General features: G+C 62.6%; 21 protein-coding genes. 17 read left to right on the top strand and 4 right to left on the bottom strand.

Annotated elements, in window-relative coordinates; genetic code table 11:
• Positions 1-130: 130 nt before the first annotated feature.
• From fliG to motA, 4 genes are all read right to left on the bottom strand, one after another.
• Positions 131-1,162, bottom strand: a complete 1,032-nt coding sequence (fliG, locus tag LRX75_RS05410; protein ID WP_231812565.1) for a flagellar motor switch protein FliG — start codon at positions 1,160-1,162, stop codon at positions 131-133.
• A 168-nt stretch (positions 1,163-1,330) separates the two neighbouring features.
• Entirely contained in the window at positions 1,331-1,909 is a 579-nt protein-coding gene (fliN, locus tag LRX75_RS05405; protein WP_231812563.1) for a flagellar motor switch protein FliN, read from the bottom strand.
• A gap of 59 nt (positions 1,910-1,968) precedes the next feature.
• Positions 1,969-2,907, bottom strand: a complete 939-nt coding sequence (locus LRX75_RS05400; RefSeq protein ID WP_231812561.1) for a FliM/FliN family flagellar motor switch protein — start codon at positions 2,905-2,907, stop codon at positions 1,969-1,971.
• A 3-nt stretch (positions 2,908-2,910) separates the two neighbouring features.
• Positions 2,911-3,789, bottom strand: a complete 879-nt coding sequence (gene motA / locus LRX75_RS05395; protein ID WP_092932128.1) for a flagellar motor stator protein MotA — start codon at positions 3,787-3,789, stop codon at positions 2,911-2,913.
• A gap of 173 nt (positions 3,790-3,962) precedes the next feature.
• Here motA and LRX75_RS05390 point away from each other — a divergent pair, with 173 nt between their 5' ends.
• From LRX75_RS05390 to LRX75_RS05310, 17 genes are all read left to right on the top strand, one after another.
• The gene (locus tag LRX75_RS05390; protein ID WP_231812559.1) at positions 3,963-4,742 is read left to right on the top strand and encodes a DUF1217 domain-containing protein; all 780 of its coding nucleotides are present in this window, start codon (positions 3,963-3,965) and stop codon (positions 4,740-4,742) included.
• Between the two features lie 2 nt (positions 4,743-4,744).
• Complete coding sequence (gene flgF / locus LRX75_RS05385) at positions 4,745-5,470, top strand: flagellar basal-body rod protein FlgF (RefSeq protein ID WP_231812558.1); 726 nt, start codon at positions 4,745-4,747, stop codon at positions 5,468-5,470.
• Between the two features lie 5 nt (positions 5,471-5,475).
• A complete protein-coding gene (fliI, locus tag LRX75_RS05380; protein ID WP_231812979.1) occupies positions 5,476-6,858 on the top strand; it encodes a flagellar protein export ATPase FliI in 1,383 nt (460 codons plus the stop codon).
• Positions 6,859-6,877: 19 nt separating this feature from the next.
• Entirely contained in the window at positions 6,878-7,435 is a 558-nt protein-coding gene (locus tag LRX75_RS05375; RefSeq protein WP_231812556.1) for a flagellar protein, read from the top strand.
• Positions 7,436-7,689: 254 nt separating this feature from the next.
• Positions 7,690-8,070, top strand: a complete 381-nt coding sequence (gene flgB, locus LRX75_RS05370) for a flagellar basal body rod protein FlgB (protein WP_092935977.1) — start codon at positions 7,690-7,692, stop codon at positions 8,068-8,070.
• 5 nt (positions 8,071-8,075) lie between these two features.
• The gene (gene flgC, locus LRX75_RS05365) at positions 8,076-8,495 is read left to right on the top strand and encodes a flagellar basal body rod protein FlgC (protein ID WP_113149658.1); all 420 of its coding nucleotides are present in this window, start codon (positions 8,076-8,078) and stop codon (positions 8,493-8,495) included.
• Complete coding sequence (fliE, locus tag LRX75_RS05360; RefSeq protein WP_231812554.1) at positions 8,495-8,833, top strand: flagellar hook-basal body complex protein FliE; 339 nt, start codon at positions 8,495-8,497, stop codon at positions 8,831-8,833. Before flgC ends, fliE begins: the two co-directional genes overlap by 1 nt.
• 25 nt (positions 8,834-8,858) lie before the next feature.
• On the top strand, positions 8,859-9,647 hold the full coding sequence (flgG, locus tag LRX75_RS05355; protein ID WP_231812552.1) for a flagellar basal-body rod protein FlgG: 789 nt from the start codon (positions 8,859-8,861) through the stop codon (positions 9,645-9,647).
• Between the two features lie 29 nt (positions 9,648-9,676).
• On the top strand, positions 9,677-10,246 hold the full coding sequence (gene flgA / locus LRX75_RS05350) for a flagellar basal body P-ring formation chaperone FlgA (protein ID WP_231812550.1): 570 nt from the start codon (positions 9,677-9,679) through the stop codon (positions 10,244-10,246).
• A gap of 8 nt (positions 10,247-10,254) precedes the next feature.
• Positions 10,255-11,382 carry a flagellar basal body P-ring protein FlgI gene (locus LRX75_RS05345; RefSeq protein ID WP_338110273.1) on the top strand — a complete coding sequence of 376 codons (1,128 nt, stop codon included), beginning with the start codon at positions 10,255-10,257 and terminating at the stop codon, positions 11,380-11,382.
• Positions 11,379-11,915 (top strand): MotE family protein, encoded by a 537-nt coding sequence (locus tag LRX75_RS05340; protein WP_231812548.1) that lies wholly within the window; start codon positions 11,379-11,381, stop codon positions 11,913-11,915. Before LRX75_RS05345 ends, LRX75_RS05340 begins: the two co-directional genes overlap by 4 nt.
• Positions 11,912-12,619: a flagellar basal body L-ring protein FlgH gene (gene flgH / locus LRX75_RS05335; protein ID WP_113149157.1), complete on the top strand. Its 708-nt coding sequence runs from the start codon at positions 11,912-11,914 to the stop codon at positions 12,617-12,619. Before LRX75_RS05340 ends, flgH begins: the two co-directional genes overlap by 4 nt.
• 76 nt (positions 12,620-12,695) lie before the next feature.
• On the top strand, positions 12,696-13,271 hold the full coding sequence (locus tag LRX75_RS05330; protein WP_231812546.1) for a flagellar basal body-associated FliL family protein: 576 nt from the start codon (positions 12,696-12,698) through the stop codon (positions 13,269-13,271).
• Complete coding sequence (fliP, locus tag LRX75_RS05325) at positions 13,268-14,005, top strand: flagellar type III secretion system pore protein FliP (protein WP_062470289.1); 738 nt, start codon at positions 13,268-13,270, stop codon at positions 14,003-14,005. Before LRX75_RS05330 ends, fliP begins: the two co-directional genes overlap by 4 nt.
• A gap of 310 nt (positions 14,006-14,315) precedes the next feature.
• A complete protein-coding gene (locus LRX75_RS05320; RefSeq protein ID WP_231812544.1) occupies positions 14,316-15,248 on the top strand; it encodes a flagellin N-terminal helical domain-containing protein in 933 nt (310 codons plus the stop codon).
• A gap of 264 nt (positions 15,249-15,512) precedes the next feature.
• Positions 15,513-16,445 (top strand): flagellin N-terminal helical domain-containing protein, encoded by a 933-nt coding sequence (locus LRX75_RS05315; RefSeq protein ID WP_231812542.1) that lies wholly within the window; start codon positions 15,513-15,515, stop codon positions 16,443-16,445.
• A 304-nt stretch (positions 16,446-16,749) separates the two neighbouring features.
• A complete protein-coding gene (locus tag LRX75_RS05310; RefSeq protein WP_231812540.1) occupies positions 16,750-17,718 on the top strand; it encodes a flagellin N-terminal helical domain-containing protein in 969 nt (322 codons plus the stop codon).
• The last annotated feature ends 205 nt before the right edge of the window (positions 17,719-17,923 follow it).

Here is a 17,923-nt window from a genome sequence, read left to right as displayed (position 1 = left end):
CAAGAGCCCCGTCGATGCGGGCCCGTCGCGCAAGGCTCGGTTCTCGTCGGCAGGCAGGCGCATTGCGAAACGCGAAAGCCCGCCGCAACGCGTGTTGCAGGCGGGCTTCGATCTCTGCCTATCGACCGGTTCAGGCGGCGACGGCTTCCTTCGGCTTCAGCTCGATCTGACCGCTGGCCGCCAGACGGATGGCTTCCTGCGTGACCGAGCGGCGCGCAACCGCGATGTCGCGCGGGTTGATGCCCGCATCGCCCGAGCTCAGATCCGACTCGATCATGCGGCGCTGGCGGGCGCCGATCGAGGCGAGAACGGATTCGCGCATCTCCATGCTCGAACCGCGCAGTGCCATGGTGATGATGTCGCCGGCGATATCGTTGAACAGGGCCACGCGGCTCTTCTGCGGCATGAGAAGAATGTCGTCGAACAGGAAGATCTTCGGGCGAACCTTCTTGACCGAATCCGTGCTGATCGTTTCGAGCGAGGCGAGCAGGGTATCGACGTCGCTCTTTTCCATCTCGTTCATGACTTCGGCGATCTTGACCGAGCCGACCGAGTTGCGCTCCGAATCCATCTCGCGGAGGAGCTCGATGACGCGCGTCTCGATGATCGCGGCCGCCTTCGGCGCCACGTTCTTCATGTTGACGGTCCGGTTGATGATGTCGCCGCGCCCGGATTCCGGCAGCTGCAGCAGCACCTTGGCACCGAAGGTGGAGGGCATCATCGAGAGGATGTAGGCGATCGTCTGGGGATGTTCCTTGGCAAGATGCTGCGAGACGAAGATCGGATCGGCATCCTGCAGCCGGTCCCAGATGCTGGTCTCGTAGGACTGGAACGCGGTGCGGCGGCCGAGCAGGCCATCGACCTCGTCGGGCGTCAGGCCCTCTTCGAGGATGGCCTCGATCGCCTTGGCATTGTCCATCAGGCCTGCACCTTCGGTAAACAGGTCTTCGAATTCGTTGACGAGGATTTCAAGTTCGTGCGGCTCGATGGATCGCAGCGTCTGCGCGGAGGCGATGATGCCCTGCAGCTCGCTCTGCGTGAAGAATTTCAACAATTTCCCGGCAACCGGCTTGCCCATGCTCAACAGCACGGCCGCGGCCTTGTCCATCTGGGTCAGGGGGCGCGTGAGCGCCGATGCTTCGAAATCGTCGTAATCCATCATGGATCCTTCCTGGACGGCGTCGCTCTCAGTCACGACGCCGAAACGCTCTTACTCGGCTGCGGTGGTCTTCCGGGTCCTGATGGGCCGGAAGGAATGCAGTGCCCTTGCGGGAGGTGAAAGCCGGACATCATGACCGCCTTCCACCCGTCTCATCCGGCCCTCAGGCCTTCAGGCCTTCTTGCCGCTGTTGATCTCGATCAGCTTCACGCCGAACCGGGTATCGTCTTCCTCGAGAACCGTGATCTCGCCGCGGCCGATGACCCGGCCGTTGACCATGATCTCGACCGGCTCGCCGATCTTGCGGTCGAGCGCGATCGTCGCGCCCTCCGTCAGACCCATCAGGCCGGAAACCTGCATCCGGCTGGATCCGAGCACGATCTGCACATCGATCGGGATGTCCATGATCAGATCGAGATTGCCATGCATGGTGGCGCCGGCCGTCGCGGAGGGCGTGGCGAAACTGTCGTCGAACGCCGTCTCGCCGAAGGCCGAAGCGACACTCGGTGCGGGCTCGGCGAAGCTGCCGGCAAACGGGTCCTCGTCCTCGCCGATCGCGCCGAAATCGCTCATGAAGTCGGGAGCCGCCGCCGGGGCCGCGCCGAAGTCCATGTCGAAATCGGTTTCCGGCAGGCCGCCCTCGGCATCGGTCTTCAGAACGCCGCGCAGGTCGTCGATCGCCTGGTCGAGCTCGGCATCGCCGGTGACCGCGCTCAGGTCTTCTGTCAGAGGTGCTTTCTTGATTGCCATGTCGAGAGTATTCCAGTTGAAACTTGCCCCAAGCCTGTCGTGGCGCGGGGACCCGTGGATTAGCGCGTGAGATGCTGGAGAAGCTCGTCTTCCGTGCCGTGCGTGTCCTTGACCCGCACGGTATAGCGCGCGCCCGAGCGTCCGAATTCACAGACATAGAGGTCGCGACCGTTCGCCTTCACATCGACGCGGACATCCTTCGGATCGTGGAAGGGAATGACGTCGCCGGGCTTGAGCTGGGTGATCGCCGCGAGCGTTAGCGCCTCCAGCTTGATATGCGCCTGCAGCTCGACCATGGAGCGGCGCACCTGTTGCTCGACCTGTTCGGCCCAGGCGGTCTTCTGGCGGCGCGCCTGTCCGATGCCCTTGGGAAACACGATCGTGGTTTTCAGGAGCGTCTGCTGCGGCACGAGGATCGAGAAGGTCGACAGGACCGGCCCGACGCCGAGGGTGATGTTGACGCAGGCCGCATAGACGTCCTCGGCATCCTTGTCGGCCGCCGCCCGGCCTTCGGCATTGTAGGCCTTGCCGACGATCGGCTCGAAGCCGCCGGCCGCGTTCACCGCGGACTTCAGCACGCCCGCCACCTTTTCGAAGACGATCGCCGCCACGTCGAGCTCGATGCCCGAGAGATTGCGCGGCCTCGGCTCCTCGATGGAGTCGGCCGGCGAGCCGAGCAGCATTTCCATCATGGCGATGATGGCCGGGCTGTCGCAGCTGATCGTGAAGTCGCTGCACCAGTTGCGCAACAGGCAATCCGAGAGGGCAACACCGTCGCCGAGCTTGCGGATCAGCTCGCTCTTCAGGCCCGTGTCGAACCCGGCATAGCCGATGGTCAGGTCGAGCCCGGTTTCGCTGTGCAGCAGGTCCGGCAGGAACTCGCCGAAGACCTGGCCGAGATCGGCGCAGATCTTGCCGATGGTCTTGTCGTCGCCGAGCGCCCCGGTCATGCGGGCCAGAAGTCGGCGATCGAAGGAGTAGATGTTCTCGCTGCTCATGGATCAGGCCGCCTTGCTCTCGCCGCCGCCACCGGGATTCATCATCTCCTGCTCAACGGCATCGATCGACGGACGCTCGTAGGAGGAGATCGTCTTGCGGCCGTATTCGAGCGCCACCTGCGGCACGGAGCCGTTCATGTAGGCGAGCAGCGTCTGCTTGACGATGATGTAGAGGCGGTTCTGCTTTTCGCGCACATGCTTCACGTTGGCGATCAGCGGGCTCACGATGCAGTAGGACAGAAAGATGCCGAGCATGGTGCCGACGAGGGCGGCCGCGATCTTGCCGCCGAGAACTTCCGGGCTCTCGGTGATGGCGCCCATGGCCTTGATGACGCCGAGAACGGCCGCGACGATGCCGATGGCGGGGAAGGCGTCGCCCATCGTTGCCAGCGAGTTGTACGAGTGCATCTTGTCGTGGGTGATGGTGTTGATTTCCTCGTCCATCAGCGCCTCGATCTCGTGGCTGCGGGCATTGCCGATGATGATAAGGCGGACGTAGTCGCAGATGAAGGCCGTCAGGTCCTTGTTCTTCAGCACGGTCGGCGCCGACTGGAAGATCGCGGATTCGTCGGGATTGTCGATGTGGCTTTCGATCTCGTTGCGCGACTTGGTGCGCAGGTCGCGCATGAGGCTGTAGAGCACGCCGAGCGTATCGAGATATTCGCGCTGCTTGGGCACCTTGTGCTTGAAGGCTTCCACGAGCGCCTTGCCGGCGTCCTTCACCGTCTTCATGGAGTTGCCCATGATGAAACCGCCGATACCGGCACCGCCGATGATGACGAGCTCGAACGGCTGGTTGAGAACGGCCATGTGCCCGCCCATCGCAATGAAGCCGCCGAGAATACAGCCCATTGTCATGACGAGTCCGATGATGATGTTCATGTCTCTACCTGCCGCAGTGGTGGATTGTGGGGTCCATCCCTAGGGTCCGATGCTTGCGTGAGGCTGATTGCAACCTGTGGAAAGGTCGACAGGTTCGCGCAAGGAGCGTGGTTCAGCTTGGCCGCGAACAGAAGCCGGGCCCAAGCCCTGCGCTTCGCCTTCGGGGACATGCCGTGACCACCACCTTCACCAGCTACCGGCAGATAACGGCCGACCTCACGACGTCGCTCAAGCGCGTCACGGAGAAGCCCGACGTGGCGCGGGAAACGGAGTATTATCTCGCCCATATCGGCAATGTGAAATCGATCGACGACTTCTTCGCCGACAGCCGCCTTTACGATTATGCCCTGAAGGCCCACGGCCTCGAAGACATGGGCTATGCCAAGGCCTTCATGCGCAAGGTGCTGACCGAAGGCGTCGCCAGTGACGATGCCTTCGCCAACAAGCTCTCCGACAGCCGCTACACCGATCTCGTGAAGTCGCTGAACTTCGCTGCGGATGGCGCTGCCGCCACCGCCTCCGACAAGGCCCGCAAGGGTGTCACGGAAAAATATGCCCGCCAGACGCTGGAGCAGGATGCGGGCGAGGACAATGCCGGCGTGCGCCTAGCCCTCTATTTCGAACGCATGGCGCCCGGCGTCACCAATGCCTTCGGCCTTCTGGCCGACGAGGCGCTGGCGCAGGTCGTGCGCACGATCATGCAGGTCCCCGAGGCCTTTTCAGCGGCCGATATCGACAAGCAGGCCGACGCCGTTTCCAAGGCGATTGACCTCAAGGATCTGCAGGATCCGCAGAAGATGTCGAAGCTGATGGAGCGTTTCACGGCGCTCTGGGAGCTCGACCATGCCACGAGCAGTTACGATCCCCTGGCGCTTTTCGGCAAGCAGAGCGGCTTCGGCATTTCGTCCGATCTCCTCCTGTCCATCAACACGTTGAAGCTCGGAGGTCGATGAGCATGCAAACCGGTCTGTATGTCGGCGTTTCCTCGCAGATTGCGCTCGAAAAGCGCATGAACACCCTGGCCGACAACGTCGCCAATGCCACCACCGTCGGCTTTCGCGCCACGGAGGTGAAGTTCAACACCGTGCTCGGCGATACCCGTCCGACCAAGGTCGCCTTCGTCGGCGAAGGTGCGGAGTTCCTCAACACCTCGTCGGGCGGTCTGTCGCACACCGGCAACACGCTCGATGTCGCCATCAAGGGCGATGCCTGGCTGTCCATCGAGACGCCCGCCGGCCCGGCGCTGACGCGCGACGGACGGTTTTCCCTGACCGAAACCGGCGATCTCGTCACCATGCGGGGCTACCCGGTGCTCGATGCGGGCGGCGCCCCCATCCAGCTGAACGGCAATGCCGGCGAGGTCGTCATCGGCAATGACGGCGTCATTCGCCAGAACGGCACCCAGGTGGCGGCCCTCGGCCTCTCCGAGGCCAACTTCGCCAACGGCTTCACGCGCTACGACAACTCCGCAGTCATTCCGGCGATGGCTCCCGAGCCGGTCGTCGATCGCATGGATGTCGGCGTGATGCAGGGCTATGTCGAGGAATCCAACGTCAATCCCGTGCAGGAGATGTCGCAGCTGATCACCGTCTCGCGCGCCTTCGAGAGCATCGCCTCGCTGCTGCGCGACAGCGAAACATCGCTGGATGAGGCGATCAAGACGCTCGGTGGCAGCAAGTGACCGTCATCAGCGACCAGCCGCTGGAGGTTCGGCAGGCATCGACCGCCTTGTCGGCGCTCGCCGGTCTGGTCGATCGGTACTCCAGGGCCGAGCATGCCGTCGCGCCCGGCGGCCATGTCCAGACCATTTCACCCGGTCACTACACCGTCAGCGGCCTGTCCCGCCATGTTCGCCTCGGCGAATTCGTCGCCCACAAGAGCGCGACCGGCATCCACCTCGGCGAAGTCGTCAAGGTCGAGCCGGAAACGGTCGTCGTCTGCCCGATCGAGCCGGGCGAGCCGATCGGCATCCACGACACGGTCATCCGCAAGGGCGCCTTCCGTGTCGCTCCCGCCGCCAGCTGGTGCGGCCGCACCATCAATTCGCTCGGCGAGCCGATCGACGGTCGCGGGCCGATGATGCAGGGCGACGTCCGCCGCGCCATTTCCACCTCTGCGCCGCCGTCCATGACGCGCCAGCGCGTCGAGCACGGCTTCCGCACCGGCGTTCGCGCCGTCGATATCTTCTCGCCGCTCTGCCTCGGCCAGCGCCTTGGCGTCTTCGCCGGCTCCGGCGTCGGCAAGTCGACGCTTCTCTCCATGCTCGCCCGCGCCGATGCCTTCGACCGCGTCGTCATCGCGCTGGTCGGCGAACGTGGCCGCGAAGTGCGCGAATTCATCGAGGACACGCTCGGCGACAATCTGAAGAAGTCGGTCGCCGTGGTCGCCACCAGCGACGAGAGCCCGATGCTGCGCAAGATGGCGCCGCTGACGGCCATCACCATCGCCGAGCATTTCCGCGACCAGGGCGATAACGTCCTCCTCATCATCGACAGCGTGACCCGCTTCGCCCACGCGATCCGCGAAGTGGCGACGGCCTCCGGCGAGCCGCCGATCGCGCGCGGTTATCCCGCCTCCGTCTTCACGGAGCTTCCGCGCCTTCTCGAGCGGGCCGGCCCCGGCCCGGAAGGCACGGGCACCATCACCGCGATCATCTCGATCCTCGTCGACGGCGACAACCACAACGACCCGATCGCCGACTCCACCCGCGGTATTCTCGACGGCCATATCGTCATGGACCGCAGCCTGGCCGAAGAGGGCCGCTATCCCCCGATCAACCCGCTGTCCTCCGTCTCGCGTCTCGCACGCAAGGCCTGGACGCCCGATCAGGAAATGCTGGTCTCGCGGCTGAAGTCGCTGATCCACCGCTACGAGGAAACCCGCGACCTCCGTCTGATCGGCGGCTACCGCGCGGGTTCGGATCCCGATCTCGACATGGCCATCAAACAGGTGCCGGTCATCTACGACATCTTGAAGCAGACACCGGGCGAACGCCCTGCTTTCGACGCTTTCACCGACCTCGCCAATGCGCTGAAGGCCGGAGCGGGCGGACAGCAGGCGCGGCGCTGACGACGGGGAGGAGGCCGGCATGAACGATATGGACGCAGACGAAATCGTCAGGCAGCGCAAGCAGAGCGATCGCATGCCCATCTTCGACAAGGCGCTTGTCGGCACGGGCATCGCCCTTGCGGGCCTCGCCATGTTCTTCCCGTGGTATGCCTTCCTCAATCAGGAGAAATTCGCGCTTCCCGCCCTCTGGAACGGCGCCACGCAGGATCTTCCCGAAAAGATCGGCACGCCGGGCATGGCGTCCGCCCCGGAGGCGTCTCCGTCCGAGCCTGCGCAGACACTGGCCGCGGAAACGCAGGCCGCCGTCGATCGGCTCGTCACGGCGACGGTGCCCGCGCCTGCGGCGACCGCAGGAGAGCCTGCCGAGCCGATGCTCGACCAGCCCTTGCCCGGATCGATCACCTTCAAGCTCGTCCACGTCGCCGGCGGTCGCGCCCTGATCGAGGATGTCAGCGGCATGTATATCGTCCGGGTGGGCTCACCCCTGCCGGACAACAGCCGGCTTGCCACGCTCGAGGAGCGCGATGGCAACTGGGTGATGATCACGTCCCGGGGAGACGTCTTCAAGGCGGAATGACGCGTTCCGCTCTTCCCTGCATCCGCTTGCATGATGCTTGCGCAGGCTCGGCCATCACCCTCGATGGCTGCAGCGCCCTTTGCGTTCTCAAAAACGCCCGGCGCTCGCCGCGAGCCCCCGCCATGACGGCCTTTTTACAGTTTTGGTCGAAGGCCGTTTTCTGCGCTCCCACGCGCCGAAAGCCTGCAAAACCGCGCCAGTCCCACGCAAGTTTACGAGCCTAGTGTCTCCAGCAACAAGCATGGAGTCGCATGATGCAACCTATTCAGCTGTTCGAACTGGCATCGAGGCAAGCGCAGTGGCTCGCCGTCCGCCAGAATGTCGTCGCAGGCAACATCGCCAACGCCAATACGCCGCACTACGCATCGAAGGACATCAAGCCTTTCGACAGCGTCATGAAGGAAACCGGCTTTCAGCTGGCGGCCACCAATCCCGCGCATTTTTCCAGCGGTCCCATGAGCAACCAGATCACCGAGACGTCGCTGATCGACGATGGCGAAGTCCAGCAGTCGGGCAACAGCGTCGAGATCGAGAAGGAGCTCATGAAATCCGGCGAAGTGAAGCGGGATTACGAGCTCAACACCGGTCTCGTGAAGTCCTTCCATCGCATGATGCTGATGGTCGTCAGGAAGTAATGGCCATGGATCCACTCGTCTCCGCCCTCAAAGTCGCAGCCTCCGGTCTCGAAGCCGAGTCCACGCGCCTGCGCATCGTGTCCGAAAACATCGCCAACGCCCGCTCGACCGGCGACACCGCCGGTGCCGATCCCTACCGTCGCAAGACGGTCAGCTTTGCCGCAGAGGTGGACCGCGTCAGCGGTGCTGCAAGCGTCGAGGTGCAGAAGCTCGGCGTCGATCAATCCGATTTCAGCGTCGAATTCGACCCGGGCAACCCGGCCGCCGACGCCAAGGGCATGGTCAAGCTGCCCAACGTCAACGTGCTGATCGAAATGGCCGACATGCGCGAAGCCAACCGTTCCTACGAGGCCAACCTGCAGACGACGAAGCAGGCACGCGACCTCATCTCCCAGACAATCGACCTCCTGAGGGCTTCGCAATAATGATCGACGCAATCAAGACCATCGGTGCCGCGCTCTCTTCCGCCACCGAAAGCACCACGAACGCCACGAGTTCGGCCGCATCCATGGCCTCGCAGGCGCTCGGCAGCACCGCACCGGCCGGGCAGAGCTTCTCGGAGGTCTTCAGCGGCATGGCATCGGAGATGACCAATTCGCTGCGCTCCGCCGAAACCTCGTCCATCGCGGGGATCAGCGGCAAGGCCAATACCCGCGAAGTCATCGATGCGGTTATGAGCGCCGAACAGTCGCTTCAGACGGCCATCGCCATCCGCGACAAGATCGTCACCGCCTATCTCGAAATCGCCCGTACACCGATCTGAGGCGCGGATCTAAAGGAATAGTACCATGAAGGCTCTCTCCATCGCCGCCACCGGCATGAATGCGCAGCAGCTCAACCTCGAGGTCATCGCGAACAACATCGCGAACATCAATACGACGGGCTACAAGCGGGCGCGTGCCGAGTTCTCGGATCTTCTCTACCAGACCGAGCGCGCCGCCGGCGTGCCCAACCGGGCGAACCAGGCGGTCGTTCCGGAAGGCGCCAATGTCGGCCTCGGCGTCCAGACCTCGGCCGTGCGCAACCTGCACATCCAGGGCAGCCTTGTTCAGACGGGCAACGATCTCGACATGGCGCTCATCGGTCGCGGCTGGTTCCAGGTGGAAACGCCTGACGGCGAGACGGCCTATACCCGTGCCGGCGCTTTCAACACCAACGATACGGGCCAGCTCGTCACCATCGACGGCTACACCGTCGTTCCCGGCATCACGCTTCCGCAGGGTTCGACCGACGTCACCGTTTCGACATCCGGCCAGATCATGGCCCGGGTGAACGGGTCCTCGATCCCCACCCAGATCGGCCAGCTGACGATCGCCAACTTCATCAACGAGGCCGGCCTCGCGCCGCAGGGCGACAATCTCTTCAAGGAAACGCCGGCTTCGGGTGCCGCCGTCGTCGGCTCTCCGGCCGATCCCGGCTACGCCCAGATCAAGCAGAAATATCTCGAGGCGTCGAACGTCGATCCGGTCAAGGAAATCACCGACCTCATCTCCGCGCAGCGCGCCTACGAGATGAACTCGAAGATCATCCAGGCCGCCGACGAGATGGCCTCCACGGTCAGCAAGAACCTGAGATAAGCGGCGAAAACGCGGAAGGAGCGGCAGACATGATGTTTCGCCCGATGAACAGGCTGGGGAAGGAAAGGTTGGCGGCGCGCTTCGCGCAGCACGCCACCCGGCGCCTGCTTGCCACGATGCTGTGTGCTGCCGCCTTTTCCACGATGACGATGACCGGCGCGAGCGGTCAGGCCGGAACCCAGAGCAGCAGCCAGAGCGGTGCGCGCACGGCCTCCAAGACCGCCGTCATTCCGACGGAAACCATCTATCCCGGTCAGACCATCGAGGAGACGCATCTGGAAGTGGTCGCCGTCACCAATCCGGACCTGTCGGGCGACTACGCCTCGGGGCTCGATCAGGTCGTCGGCAAGGTCACCAACCGCACCCTTCTCGCCGGGCGCGTCATCTTCGTCGCCGGGCTGCGCGAGCCCTATGCCGTGGAACGCGGCAAGGCCGTGCGGATCGTCTATTCGAACGGCTCGCTGACGATCACGGCCGGCGGCTCGCCGCTCGACAATGCCTCGGTCGGCGACCTCATCCGTATCCGCAACACCGATTCCGGCATGATCGTCTCGGGCACCGTCATGGCAGACGGCACAGTACACGTGGTGGCAAAATGATCGTTTCCATGGCACGGCGCGTCATCGCGATCGTTGCGGCGCTGGCTCTCAGCCTGCCACTCAACCTCACCCTCGGCGTCGACGTCGCCTCCGCTGCGGCCCGAATCAAGGATGTGGCCTCGCTGCAGTCGGGCCGCGACAACCAGCTGATCGGCTACGGTCTCGTGGTCGGCCTTCAGGGCACGGGCGACAGCCTGCGCTCCTCGCCCTTCACCGAGCAGTCGCTGCGCGCCATGCTGCAGAACCTCGGCATCTCCACGCAGGGCGGCGAGTCACGCTCCAAGAACATCGCGGCCGTGCTCGTCACCGCCAACCTTCCGCCGTTTGCAAGCCCCGGCAGCCGCATCGACGTGACCGTCGGATCGCTTGGCGACAGCACGTCGCTGCGCGGCGGCACGCTGGTCATGACCTCTCTGTCGGGTGCCGACGGGCAGATCTACGCAGTGGCCCAGGGGTCGATCGTCGTCACCGGCTTCAGCGCCGAAGGCGATGCCGCAACCTTGCAGCAGGGCATCACCACGGCCGGACGGGTACCGAACGGTGCCATCATCGAGCGCGAGCTGCCGGCGAAGTTCAAGGATGCGGTCAATCTCGTCCTCCAACTCCGCAATCCCGACTTCTCCACCGCCGTCGGCATGGCCGCGGCCATCAATCGCTACGGTCGCGAACAGTTCGGCGGCCAGATCGCCGAAGCCCGCGACAGCCAGGCCGTTGTCATCGACAAGCCGAAGATGGCCGACCTCGCGCGCCTGATGGCCGATATCGAAAACCTCGTCATCGAAACCGACGTTCCCGCCCGGGTCGTCGTCAACGAGCGCACCGGCACGATCGTCATCGGGCAGGATGTGCAGATCTCGCCCGTGGCGGTGAGCTTCGGCACGCTGACGGTGCAGGTCACGGAAACGCCGACGGTCGTCCAGCCGGAACCTTTCTCGCGCGGCGAGACCGCCGTCGAGCCGAACACGCGGATCGACGCCACAGAGGCCGGCGGCAAGGTGGCCATCCTCAACGGATCCAATCTGCGCACGCTCGTGTCGGGCCTGAATTCGATCGGCGTGAAGCCGGACGGCATCATTTCCATTCTCCAGGGCATCAAATCGGCCGGTGCCCTCCAGGCGGAGCTCGTTCTGCAATGACCGCGACACACACGCTTTCCCCACGCCTGCGCCAGCTGCTCATCGGCGCCGCCGCGACGTTTGTCCTGACGATCCCGGGCGCTTTCGCCCAGGAGGTCGCCGCACCGGCCGGAGCGGGCGCGCCCCAGGGCGGCGAGATCCAGCAGTTCTGCACCAACATCGCCGATGCCGCCCGCGACCAGCGCTACCTTCTGCAGAAGCAGCAGATCGAGCAGTTGCAGGCCGGCGTGGACGAACGCATCGCGCTTCTGGAGAAGAAGCGTGCGGAATACGAGGACTGGCGCAAGCGTCGCGACGAATTCCTGAAGCAGGCCGAGCTCAATCTCGTCGATATCTACAAGACGATGAAGCCGGATGCGGCAGCGGCGAAGCTCACGCTCGTGCGCTCCGAAATCGCGGCCGCCGTCATCATGAAGCTGCCGCCCCGCCAGTCGAGCCTTATCCTCAGCGAGATGGGCGACGAGAAGGCGGCGGTTCTCACCAACATCATTTCCAGTGCCGCCGATCCGAACACATCGAAGGAACCGTCATGAACATTCGCCTTTCGGCCGCCCTGGCCGCAAGTCTTCTGACCGGTTGCCAGTCGTCGCTGCACGACGTCGGCCGCGCCCCGGCCATGAGCCCGATCGGCAGCGGCCTGCAATATACGCAGACACCGCAGCTGGCCATGTATCCCAAGGAGCCGCACCAGGTGGCGAGCGGATATTCCCTGTGGAGCGACCAGCAATCGGCGCTCTTCAAGGACGCCCGCGCCATGAAGATCGGCGACATCATCACCGTCGATATCCGCATCGACGACAAGGCGAGCTTCGACAACAAGACGGACCGCAAGCGCACGAATGACAGCGGCTACAATGTCGGCGCCGCCGGCAATTCCCAGACGAGCGATTTCGCCTGGAAGGGCAATCTCGATTACGGTTCCAATACCTCGACGAAGGGGGAGGGGACGACGGAGCGTTCCGAAAAGCTCGTCCTTCTCGTGGCCGCGGTCGTCACCGGGGTTCTGGAGAACGGCAACCTGCTGATCAGCGGTTCGCAGGAGGTCCGCGTCAATCACGAACTGCGCATCCTCAATGTCGCCGGCATCGTCCGGCCGCAGGATGTCGATGCGAAGAACATGATCTCCTACGACAAGATCGCCGAAGCCCGCATCTCCTATGGCGGCCGCGGCCGCCTGACCGAAGTGCAGCAGCCGCCCTGGGGGCAGCAGGTCATGGACATCATATCCCCGCTCTGATCGCCGCTTCGCGGACCCGCAAGGGTCGGCAGGACGCGGATCGGACGGGCATCTGGAAGGCACAAGCGAGGCTCTGATGGACGAGATCGAAGGCGGCGCACCGCCGAAAAAGAAAAGCGGCATGGTCATGACCATCGCGGCGATCGCGATCGTCTCGGTGCTCGGCGCCGGCGGGGGCTGGTTCCTCGGCGGCATGCTCGCGCCCGAACCGCTGACCTCGGACGAGGCGCGGGTTCTGGAGGAGGCGAAGGCCACCATCAAGGCCAGGGAAGCGGCGGAGGCGGCCAACGAGCCGGCCCCGGCCGGCGGCGAGCATGGCAAGGCCAAGAAGGAGGACGAGGGAGGCCTCCCGAAGGCCTCGACGGAGGCCAATGGCGTTCTCCAGCTCGATCCGATCACCACCAATTTGTCGTATCCGACGGAAAACTGGATCCGGCTGGAGCTGGCTCTGCTCTTCAAGGGCGCGCCGGACGTCACCATGGCGCAGCAGATCCACGAGGACATCGCCGCCTATCTGCGCACCGTCTCCCTCCAGCAGATCGAGGGTCCTCGTGGTTTCCAGTATCTGAAGGACGATATCCAGGAACGGGTTGACCTGCGCTCGGAAGGGCGCGTAACGAATGTGATCTTCAGAACATTCGTGGTCCAATGATTCGTTTGGTCGCATTCATAGCCGCCATGGTTGCCATGACGGGGATCGCAGGGGCTCAAGGGTTTCCCTCGCAGATTTTCAACCAGCCGATCGACGGCTCCGCGGCCTCGTGGATCATCCGCACGTTCGGGCTTCTGACGATTTTGTCGGTCGCGCCCGGCATCCTCATCATGGTCACCAGCTTCCCGCGCTTCGTCATCGCCTTTGCGATCCTGCGTACCGGCATGGGGCTTGCGACCACGCCGTCGAACATGATCATGGTCAGCCTCGCGCTGTTCATGACGTTCTACGTCATGGCACCCACCTTCGACCGCGCCTGGCGCGAGGGTGTCGATCCGCTGATCCAGAACCAGATCACCGAAACCGAAGCGCTCACCCGCATCAGCGAGCCCTTCCGCGAGTTCATGCTCGCCAATACCCGCGACCGGGATCTTCAGCTCTTCGTCGAGATCGCCCAGGAGAAGAACCAGACCGTGGTCGTGGACGGCCGCGTCGATCTGCGGGCCGTCATCCCCGCCTTTATGATCTCCGAGATCCGGCGTGGCTTCGAGATCGGCTTCCTGATCATGCTGCCCTTCCTCGTCATTGATCTGATCGTGGCGACCATCACGATGGCGATGGGCATGATGATGCTGCCGCCCACCTCCATTTCGCTGCCCTTCAAGATTCTTTTCTTCGTGCTGATCGACGGCTGGAACCTGCTCGTGGGCAGTTTGGTGCGCTCCTTCAACTGACCTTCGTGGCGTGGTTAACCAAGTATTGCGCGGCACGGTGTATTTAGTCTTAATTTCTTTCGCAAGTAACTGTTTCTATTGATTATTTTTTTCAGGCCATGTCGCTTTGCGGCCAGTCTAACCGTAACCCTCAAAAGACCAATTTAAGCAAATCGCAAGCTTTGACTGCGATATTCACTCTACATGACGGGTTTGGTTCTCCTGAGGAATAACAGGTACCGAGTGGCATGATGCCGAACCGTTATCACCGGTAAGTTAGTCCGGTATGTCCCTAAGTTTTTGTTTTTTGTACCTTAGAGGGACAGTCTAAATGTCAAGCATCAACACCAACGTTTCCGCAATGGCAGCGCTCTCCACGCTGCGCACGATCAACAACGACATGGAAACGACGCAGTCGCGCATTTCCTCCGGCCTCAAGGTCGGCTCGGCTTCCGACAATGCCGCTTACTGGTCGATCTCCACGACCATGAAGTCGGACAACAAGGCGCTGGCAACCGTACAGGACGCCCTCGGCCTGGGTGCTGCAAAGACCGACGTCGCCTACACCGCGATCGATTCTTCCATCAAGGTCGTCGATGACATCAAGGCCAAGCTGGTCGCTGCTAGCGAACCGGGTGTGGACAAGGCTAAGGTTCAGAAGGACATCACTGAACTCCAGAACCAGCTGAAGTCGATCGCGAAGTCGGCCGCTTTCTCTGGCGAGAACTGGGTCCAGGGGACTGGCGGCTCCACGAAGAACGTTGTTGGCGGCTTCAACCGCGACAACAACAACAATGTGAGCCTTACGACACTCTCCTTCGACACGAGCAACAGCCTGTTGGTCAAGGTCGATGCCTCGGGCGCAGTCGATAACTCGGGTGGCAAGCTGTCTGAAAACATCACGTACAAGGACGTTGACGGCACGACGGACATTACTCTGGGCTTCAGCGTCCTGTCCATGGACATCAAGACGATGACGCCTGCTGACCTCGGAAAGGCAATTTCCGGCGTCGATTCTGTTCTTCAAAAGATGACGGATACCGGCGCTGACCTCGGTGCCCTCAACAAGCGCATCGACATGCAGTCGGATTTCGTCAGCGACCTGACGTCGTCCTTCGACAAGGGCATCGGCCGTCTCGTGGACGCTGACATGAACGAAGAATCGACCCGCCTGAAGGCCCTGCAGACGCAGCAGCAGCTCGGCATCCAGTCGCTCTCGATCGCCAACTCGGAATCGCAGAACATCCTGTCGCTCTTCCGTTAATCGCATCGGGCGCCCGATAGCGCGCGACAGCGTGAAATGTACCAAAGGCCGCGTCTCCCAGGAGACGCGGCCTTTTCTTTTGCCTTAATCGAAATTTTTTCCGCTTTAGCTGTTCTTTAACCCTGATGGTGTTTTCTGTCTTCATCGAAACAGCGGGTTAACCAAGAGATTTAACACGTTAGCAGGCATGACGCTGGCTGCTGTTTCCCGGTAAAGGCCGGAATGTCCCTTCCATTTTTTCCTGTTCAAGAGGGGCAGATTACAATGACGAGCATTCTGACGAATTCTTCCGCAATGGCAGCACTCTCCACGCTGCGCCAGATCGGCTCCGACATGGAGACGACGCAGGGCCGCGTTTCCTCCGGCCTCAAGGTCGGCGCTGCCGCCGATAACGCCGCATACTGGTCGATCGCAACGACCATGAAGTCCGACAACAAGTCCCTCGGAACCGTCCAGGACGCACTCGGCCTCGGCGCTGCAAAGACGGACGTCGCCTACACCGCCATGGACTCCTCCATCAAGGTTGTCGATGAGATCAAGGCCAAGCTGGTCGCGGCCAGCGAGCCGGGCGTCGACAAGGCCAAGGTTCAGAAGGAAATCACGGAACTCCAGAACCAGCTCAAGTCGATCGCGAAGTCGGCCGCCTTCTCCGGCGAGAACTGGGTCCAGGGTACTGCGGGCGCAACGAAGAATGTTGTTGGCGGCTTCAACCGTGACGGCAACAACAATGTGAGCCTCACGACACTTGCCTTCGACACGAGCAACAGCCTGTTGATCAAGGTCGATGCCGCGGGGGCCGTGGATACCACAGGCGGCAAGCTGTCGTCGGATATCACCTACAAAGATGTCGATGGCACGACGGACGTTAATCTGAACTACAGCGTTCTCTCCCTCGATATCAAGACGATGGCGCCTGCCGACCTCGCAAAGGCACTCTCCGGCGTTGACTCCGTACTTCAGTCGATGACCGATGCCGGCGCCGACCTCGGCGCTCTCAACAAGCGTATCGACATGCAGGCCGATTTCGTCAACGATCTCAGCTCTTCCTTCGAAAAGGGCATCGGCCGTCTGGTCGACGCCGACATGAACGAGGAATCGACCCGCCTCAAGGCTCTGCAGACCCAGCAGCAGCTCGGCGTCCAGTCGCTCTCGATCGCCAACTCCAACTCGGAAAACATCCTCTCGCTCTTCCGTTAAGAGACGGGGAAACGTCGCTCCGGCGCCGTTCGGTCCGACCAAGAAAAAGGCCGCTCTCGCAAGAGAGCGGCCTTTTTCGTTGTTAAACAACGGCTTAACGATTTCGTCATCTTCGTTTAAATCTGTTCATGAAGATTGACGAGCCGACCCGCCATTTAAACCTTTGTTAACCATAACGGGATTAAATCATTCTTAAGACGACGAACTGCCGATCGGGTAAATTGGGCAGTGTGCATGACGCCGCTCCGTCGCTGCAGGCTTCTCAGCCGCATGTTCCCGACGTTTGACAAAAGGGCAAACCCCAATGACCAGCATCATGACCAACGGCGCCGCAATGGCGGCCCTGCAGACACTGCGGACGATCAATACCTCGATGGAAGAAACGCAGGCGCGTGTCTCCTCGGGCTATCGCGTCGAAACCGCAGCCGACAATGCCGCCTACTGGTCCATCGCAACGACCATGCGCTCGGACAACATGGCGCTTTCGACCGTGCAGGACGCGCTGGGCCTCGGCGCCGCCAAGGTCGATACCTCCTATTCGGCCATGAGCTCCTCGATCGACGTCATCAGCGAGATCCAGTCGAAGCTCGTCGCAGCCAGCGAGCCGGGCGTCGACAAGTCCAAGATCAACAAGGAACTGACCGAGCTGAAGAACCAGCTCGCTGCCGCCGCCCAGTCCGCTTCCTTCTCCGGCGAAAACTGGCTCTACAACGCAGGCACGACCGCTGTCGGCGTCAAGTCGATCGTCGGCTCCTTCAACCGCTCGTCGGACGGGTCCGTTTCCGTCACGACGCTCGACTACGATACGGCGTCGTCGATCATGATCGATCTGCAGGATCCTTCCCGTGGCCAGCTGACCAAGGACATCACGGTCGACCAGCCCACTGGTCTCGGCGGCACGGTACCGACGGCCTACCACCTGATCAACGCGCAGGGCGGCACTCCCGCGTCTGGAGCGGCGATCGAACTGAAGACCTCGACGACACCCCAGGAAATTGCCGGCATGCTGTCGGCCGTGAACGAGATTCTGTCCGGCCTCACGGATGCAGCCTCCACGCTCGGTGCCATCACCAAGCGCATCGATCTGCAGGAGGGCTTCGTCGCCAACCTGATCGACGTGATCGACAAGGGTGTCGGTCGCCTGGTGGATGCCGATATGAATGAGGAATCAACTCGCCTGAAGGCTCTGCAGACGCAGCAGCAGCTCGGCATCCAGTCGCTCTCGATCGCCAACACCAATTCCGAAAACATCCTGCGTCTCTTCCAGCAGTAAGCCGGGACAAGGCCGCGCCCTTCGGCGCGGTCGTCATTCGCCGGAGCCGCGGTCATCGGCTCCGGTGGATCGGTTGGACCGCGCTATTGCCCGAGCGCGGTCCAACACCCTTCAACCCTCGCACAAGTTTGACCCGCTAGTCTCCTCTCGCAGCCCCGTCTCTGGCAGGCGCTCCTTTTCCGGGAGTGCGGTCCAGACCGAAGAT

It is taken from the genome of Rhizobium quercicola (assembly GCF_021168455.1).
In the GTDB taxonomy this organism is placed as follows: domain Bacteria; phylum Pseudomonadota; class Alphaproteobacteria; order Rhizobiales; family Rhizobiaceae; genus Ferranicluibacter; species Ferranicluibacter quercicola.
Note: the sequence above shows the minus strand (reverse complement) of the source record. Positions and strands in the feature narration are given on the sequence as shown.

Excerpts from the sequence above, each read along its gene's own strand:
- LRX75_RS05330 (WP_231812546.1), top strand. The coding sequence starts at position 12,696 with ATGGACGAGATCGAAGGCGGCGCACCGCCGAAAAAGAAAAGCGGCATG.
- motA (WP_092932128.1), bottom strand. The coding sequence starts at position 3,789 with ATGAACATCATCATCGGACTCGTCATGACAATGGGCTGTATTCTCGGC.
- flgA (WP_231812550.1), top strand. The coding sequence starts at position 9,677 with ATGATGTTTCGCCCGATGAACAGGCTGGGGAAGGAAAGGTTGGCGGCG.
- flgG (WP_231812552.1), top strand. The coding sequence starts at position 8,859 with ATGAAGGCTCTCTCCATCGCCGCCACCGGCATGAATGCGCAGCAGCTC.
- LRX75_RS05315 (WP_231812542.1), top strand. The coding sequence starts at position 15,513 with ATGACGAGCATTCTGACGAATTCTTCCGCAATGGCAGCACTCTCCACG.
- fliG (WP_231812565.1), bottom strand. The coding sequence starts at position 1,162 with ATGATGGATTACGACGATTTCGAAGCATCGGCGCTCACGCGCCCCCTG.
- fliP (WP_062470289.1), top strand. The coding sequence starts at position 13,268 with ATGATTCGTTTGGTCGCATTCATAGCCGCCATGGTTGCCATGACGGGG.
- LRX75_RS05310 (WP_231812540.1), top strand. The coding sequence starts at position 16,750 with ATGACCAGCATCATGACCAACGGCGCCGCAATGGCGGCCCTGCAGACA.
- fliN (WP_231812563.1), bottom strand. The coding sequence starts at position 1,909 with ATGGCAATCAAGAAAGCACCTCTGACAGAAGACCTGAGCGCGGTCACC.
- flgC (WP_113149658.1), top strand. The coding sequence starts at position 8,076 with ATGGATCCACTCGTCTCCGCCCTCAAAGTCGCAGCCTCCGGTCTCGAA.
- LRX75_RS05400 (WP_231812561.1), bottom strand. The coding sequence starts at position 2,907 with ATGAGCAGCGAGAACATCTACTCCTTCGATCGCCGACTTCTGGCCCGC.
- flgH (WP_113149157.1), top strand. The coding sequence starts at position 11,912 with ATGAACATTCGCCTTTCGGCCGCCCTGGCCGCAAGTCTTCTGACCGGT.
- flgB (WP_092935977.1), top strand. The coding sequence starts at position 7,690 with ATGCAACCTATTCAGCTGTTCGAACTGGCATCGAGGCAAGCGCAGTGG.
- flgF (WP_231812558.1), top strand. The coding sequence starts at position 4,745 with ATGCAAACCGGTCTGTATGTCGGCGTTTCCTCGCAGATTGCGCTCGAA.
- LRX75_RS05340 (WP_231812548.1), top strand. The coding sequence starts at position 11,379 with ATGACCGCGACACACACGCTTTCCCCACGCCTGCGCCAGCTGCTCATC.
- fliE (WP_231812554.1), top strand. The coding sequence starts at position 8,495 with ATGATCGACGCAATCAAGACCATCGGTGCCGCGCTCTCTTCCGCCACC.
- LRX75_RS05345 (WP_338110273.1), top strand. The coding sequence starts at position 10,255 with ATGGCACGGCGCGTCATCGCGATCGTTGCGGCGCTGGCTCTCAGCCTG.
- LRX75_RS05375 (WP_231812556.1), top strand. The coding sequence starts at position 6,878 with ATGAACGATATGGACGCAGACGAAATCGTCAGGCAGCGCAAGCAGAGC.
- LRX75_RS05320 (WP_231812544.1), top strand. The coding sequence starts at position 14,316 with ATGTCAAGCATCAACACCAACGTTTCCGCAATGGCAGCGCTCTCCACG.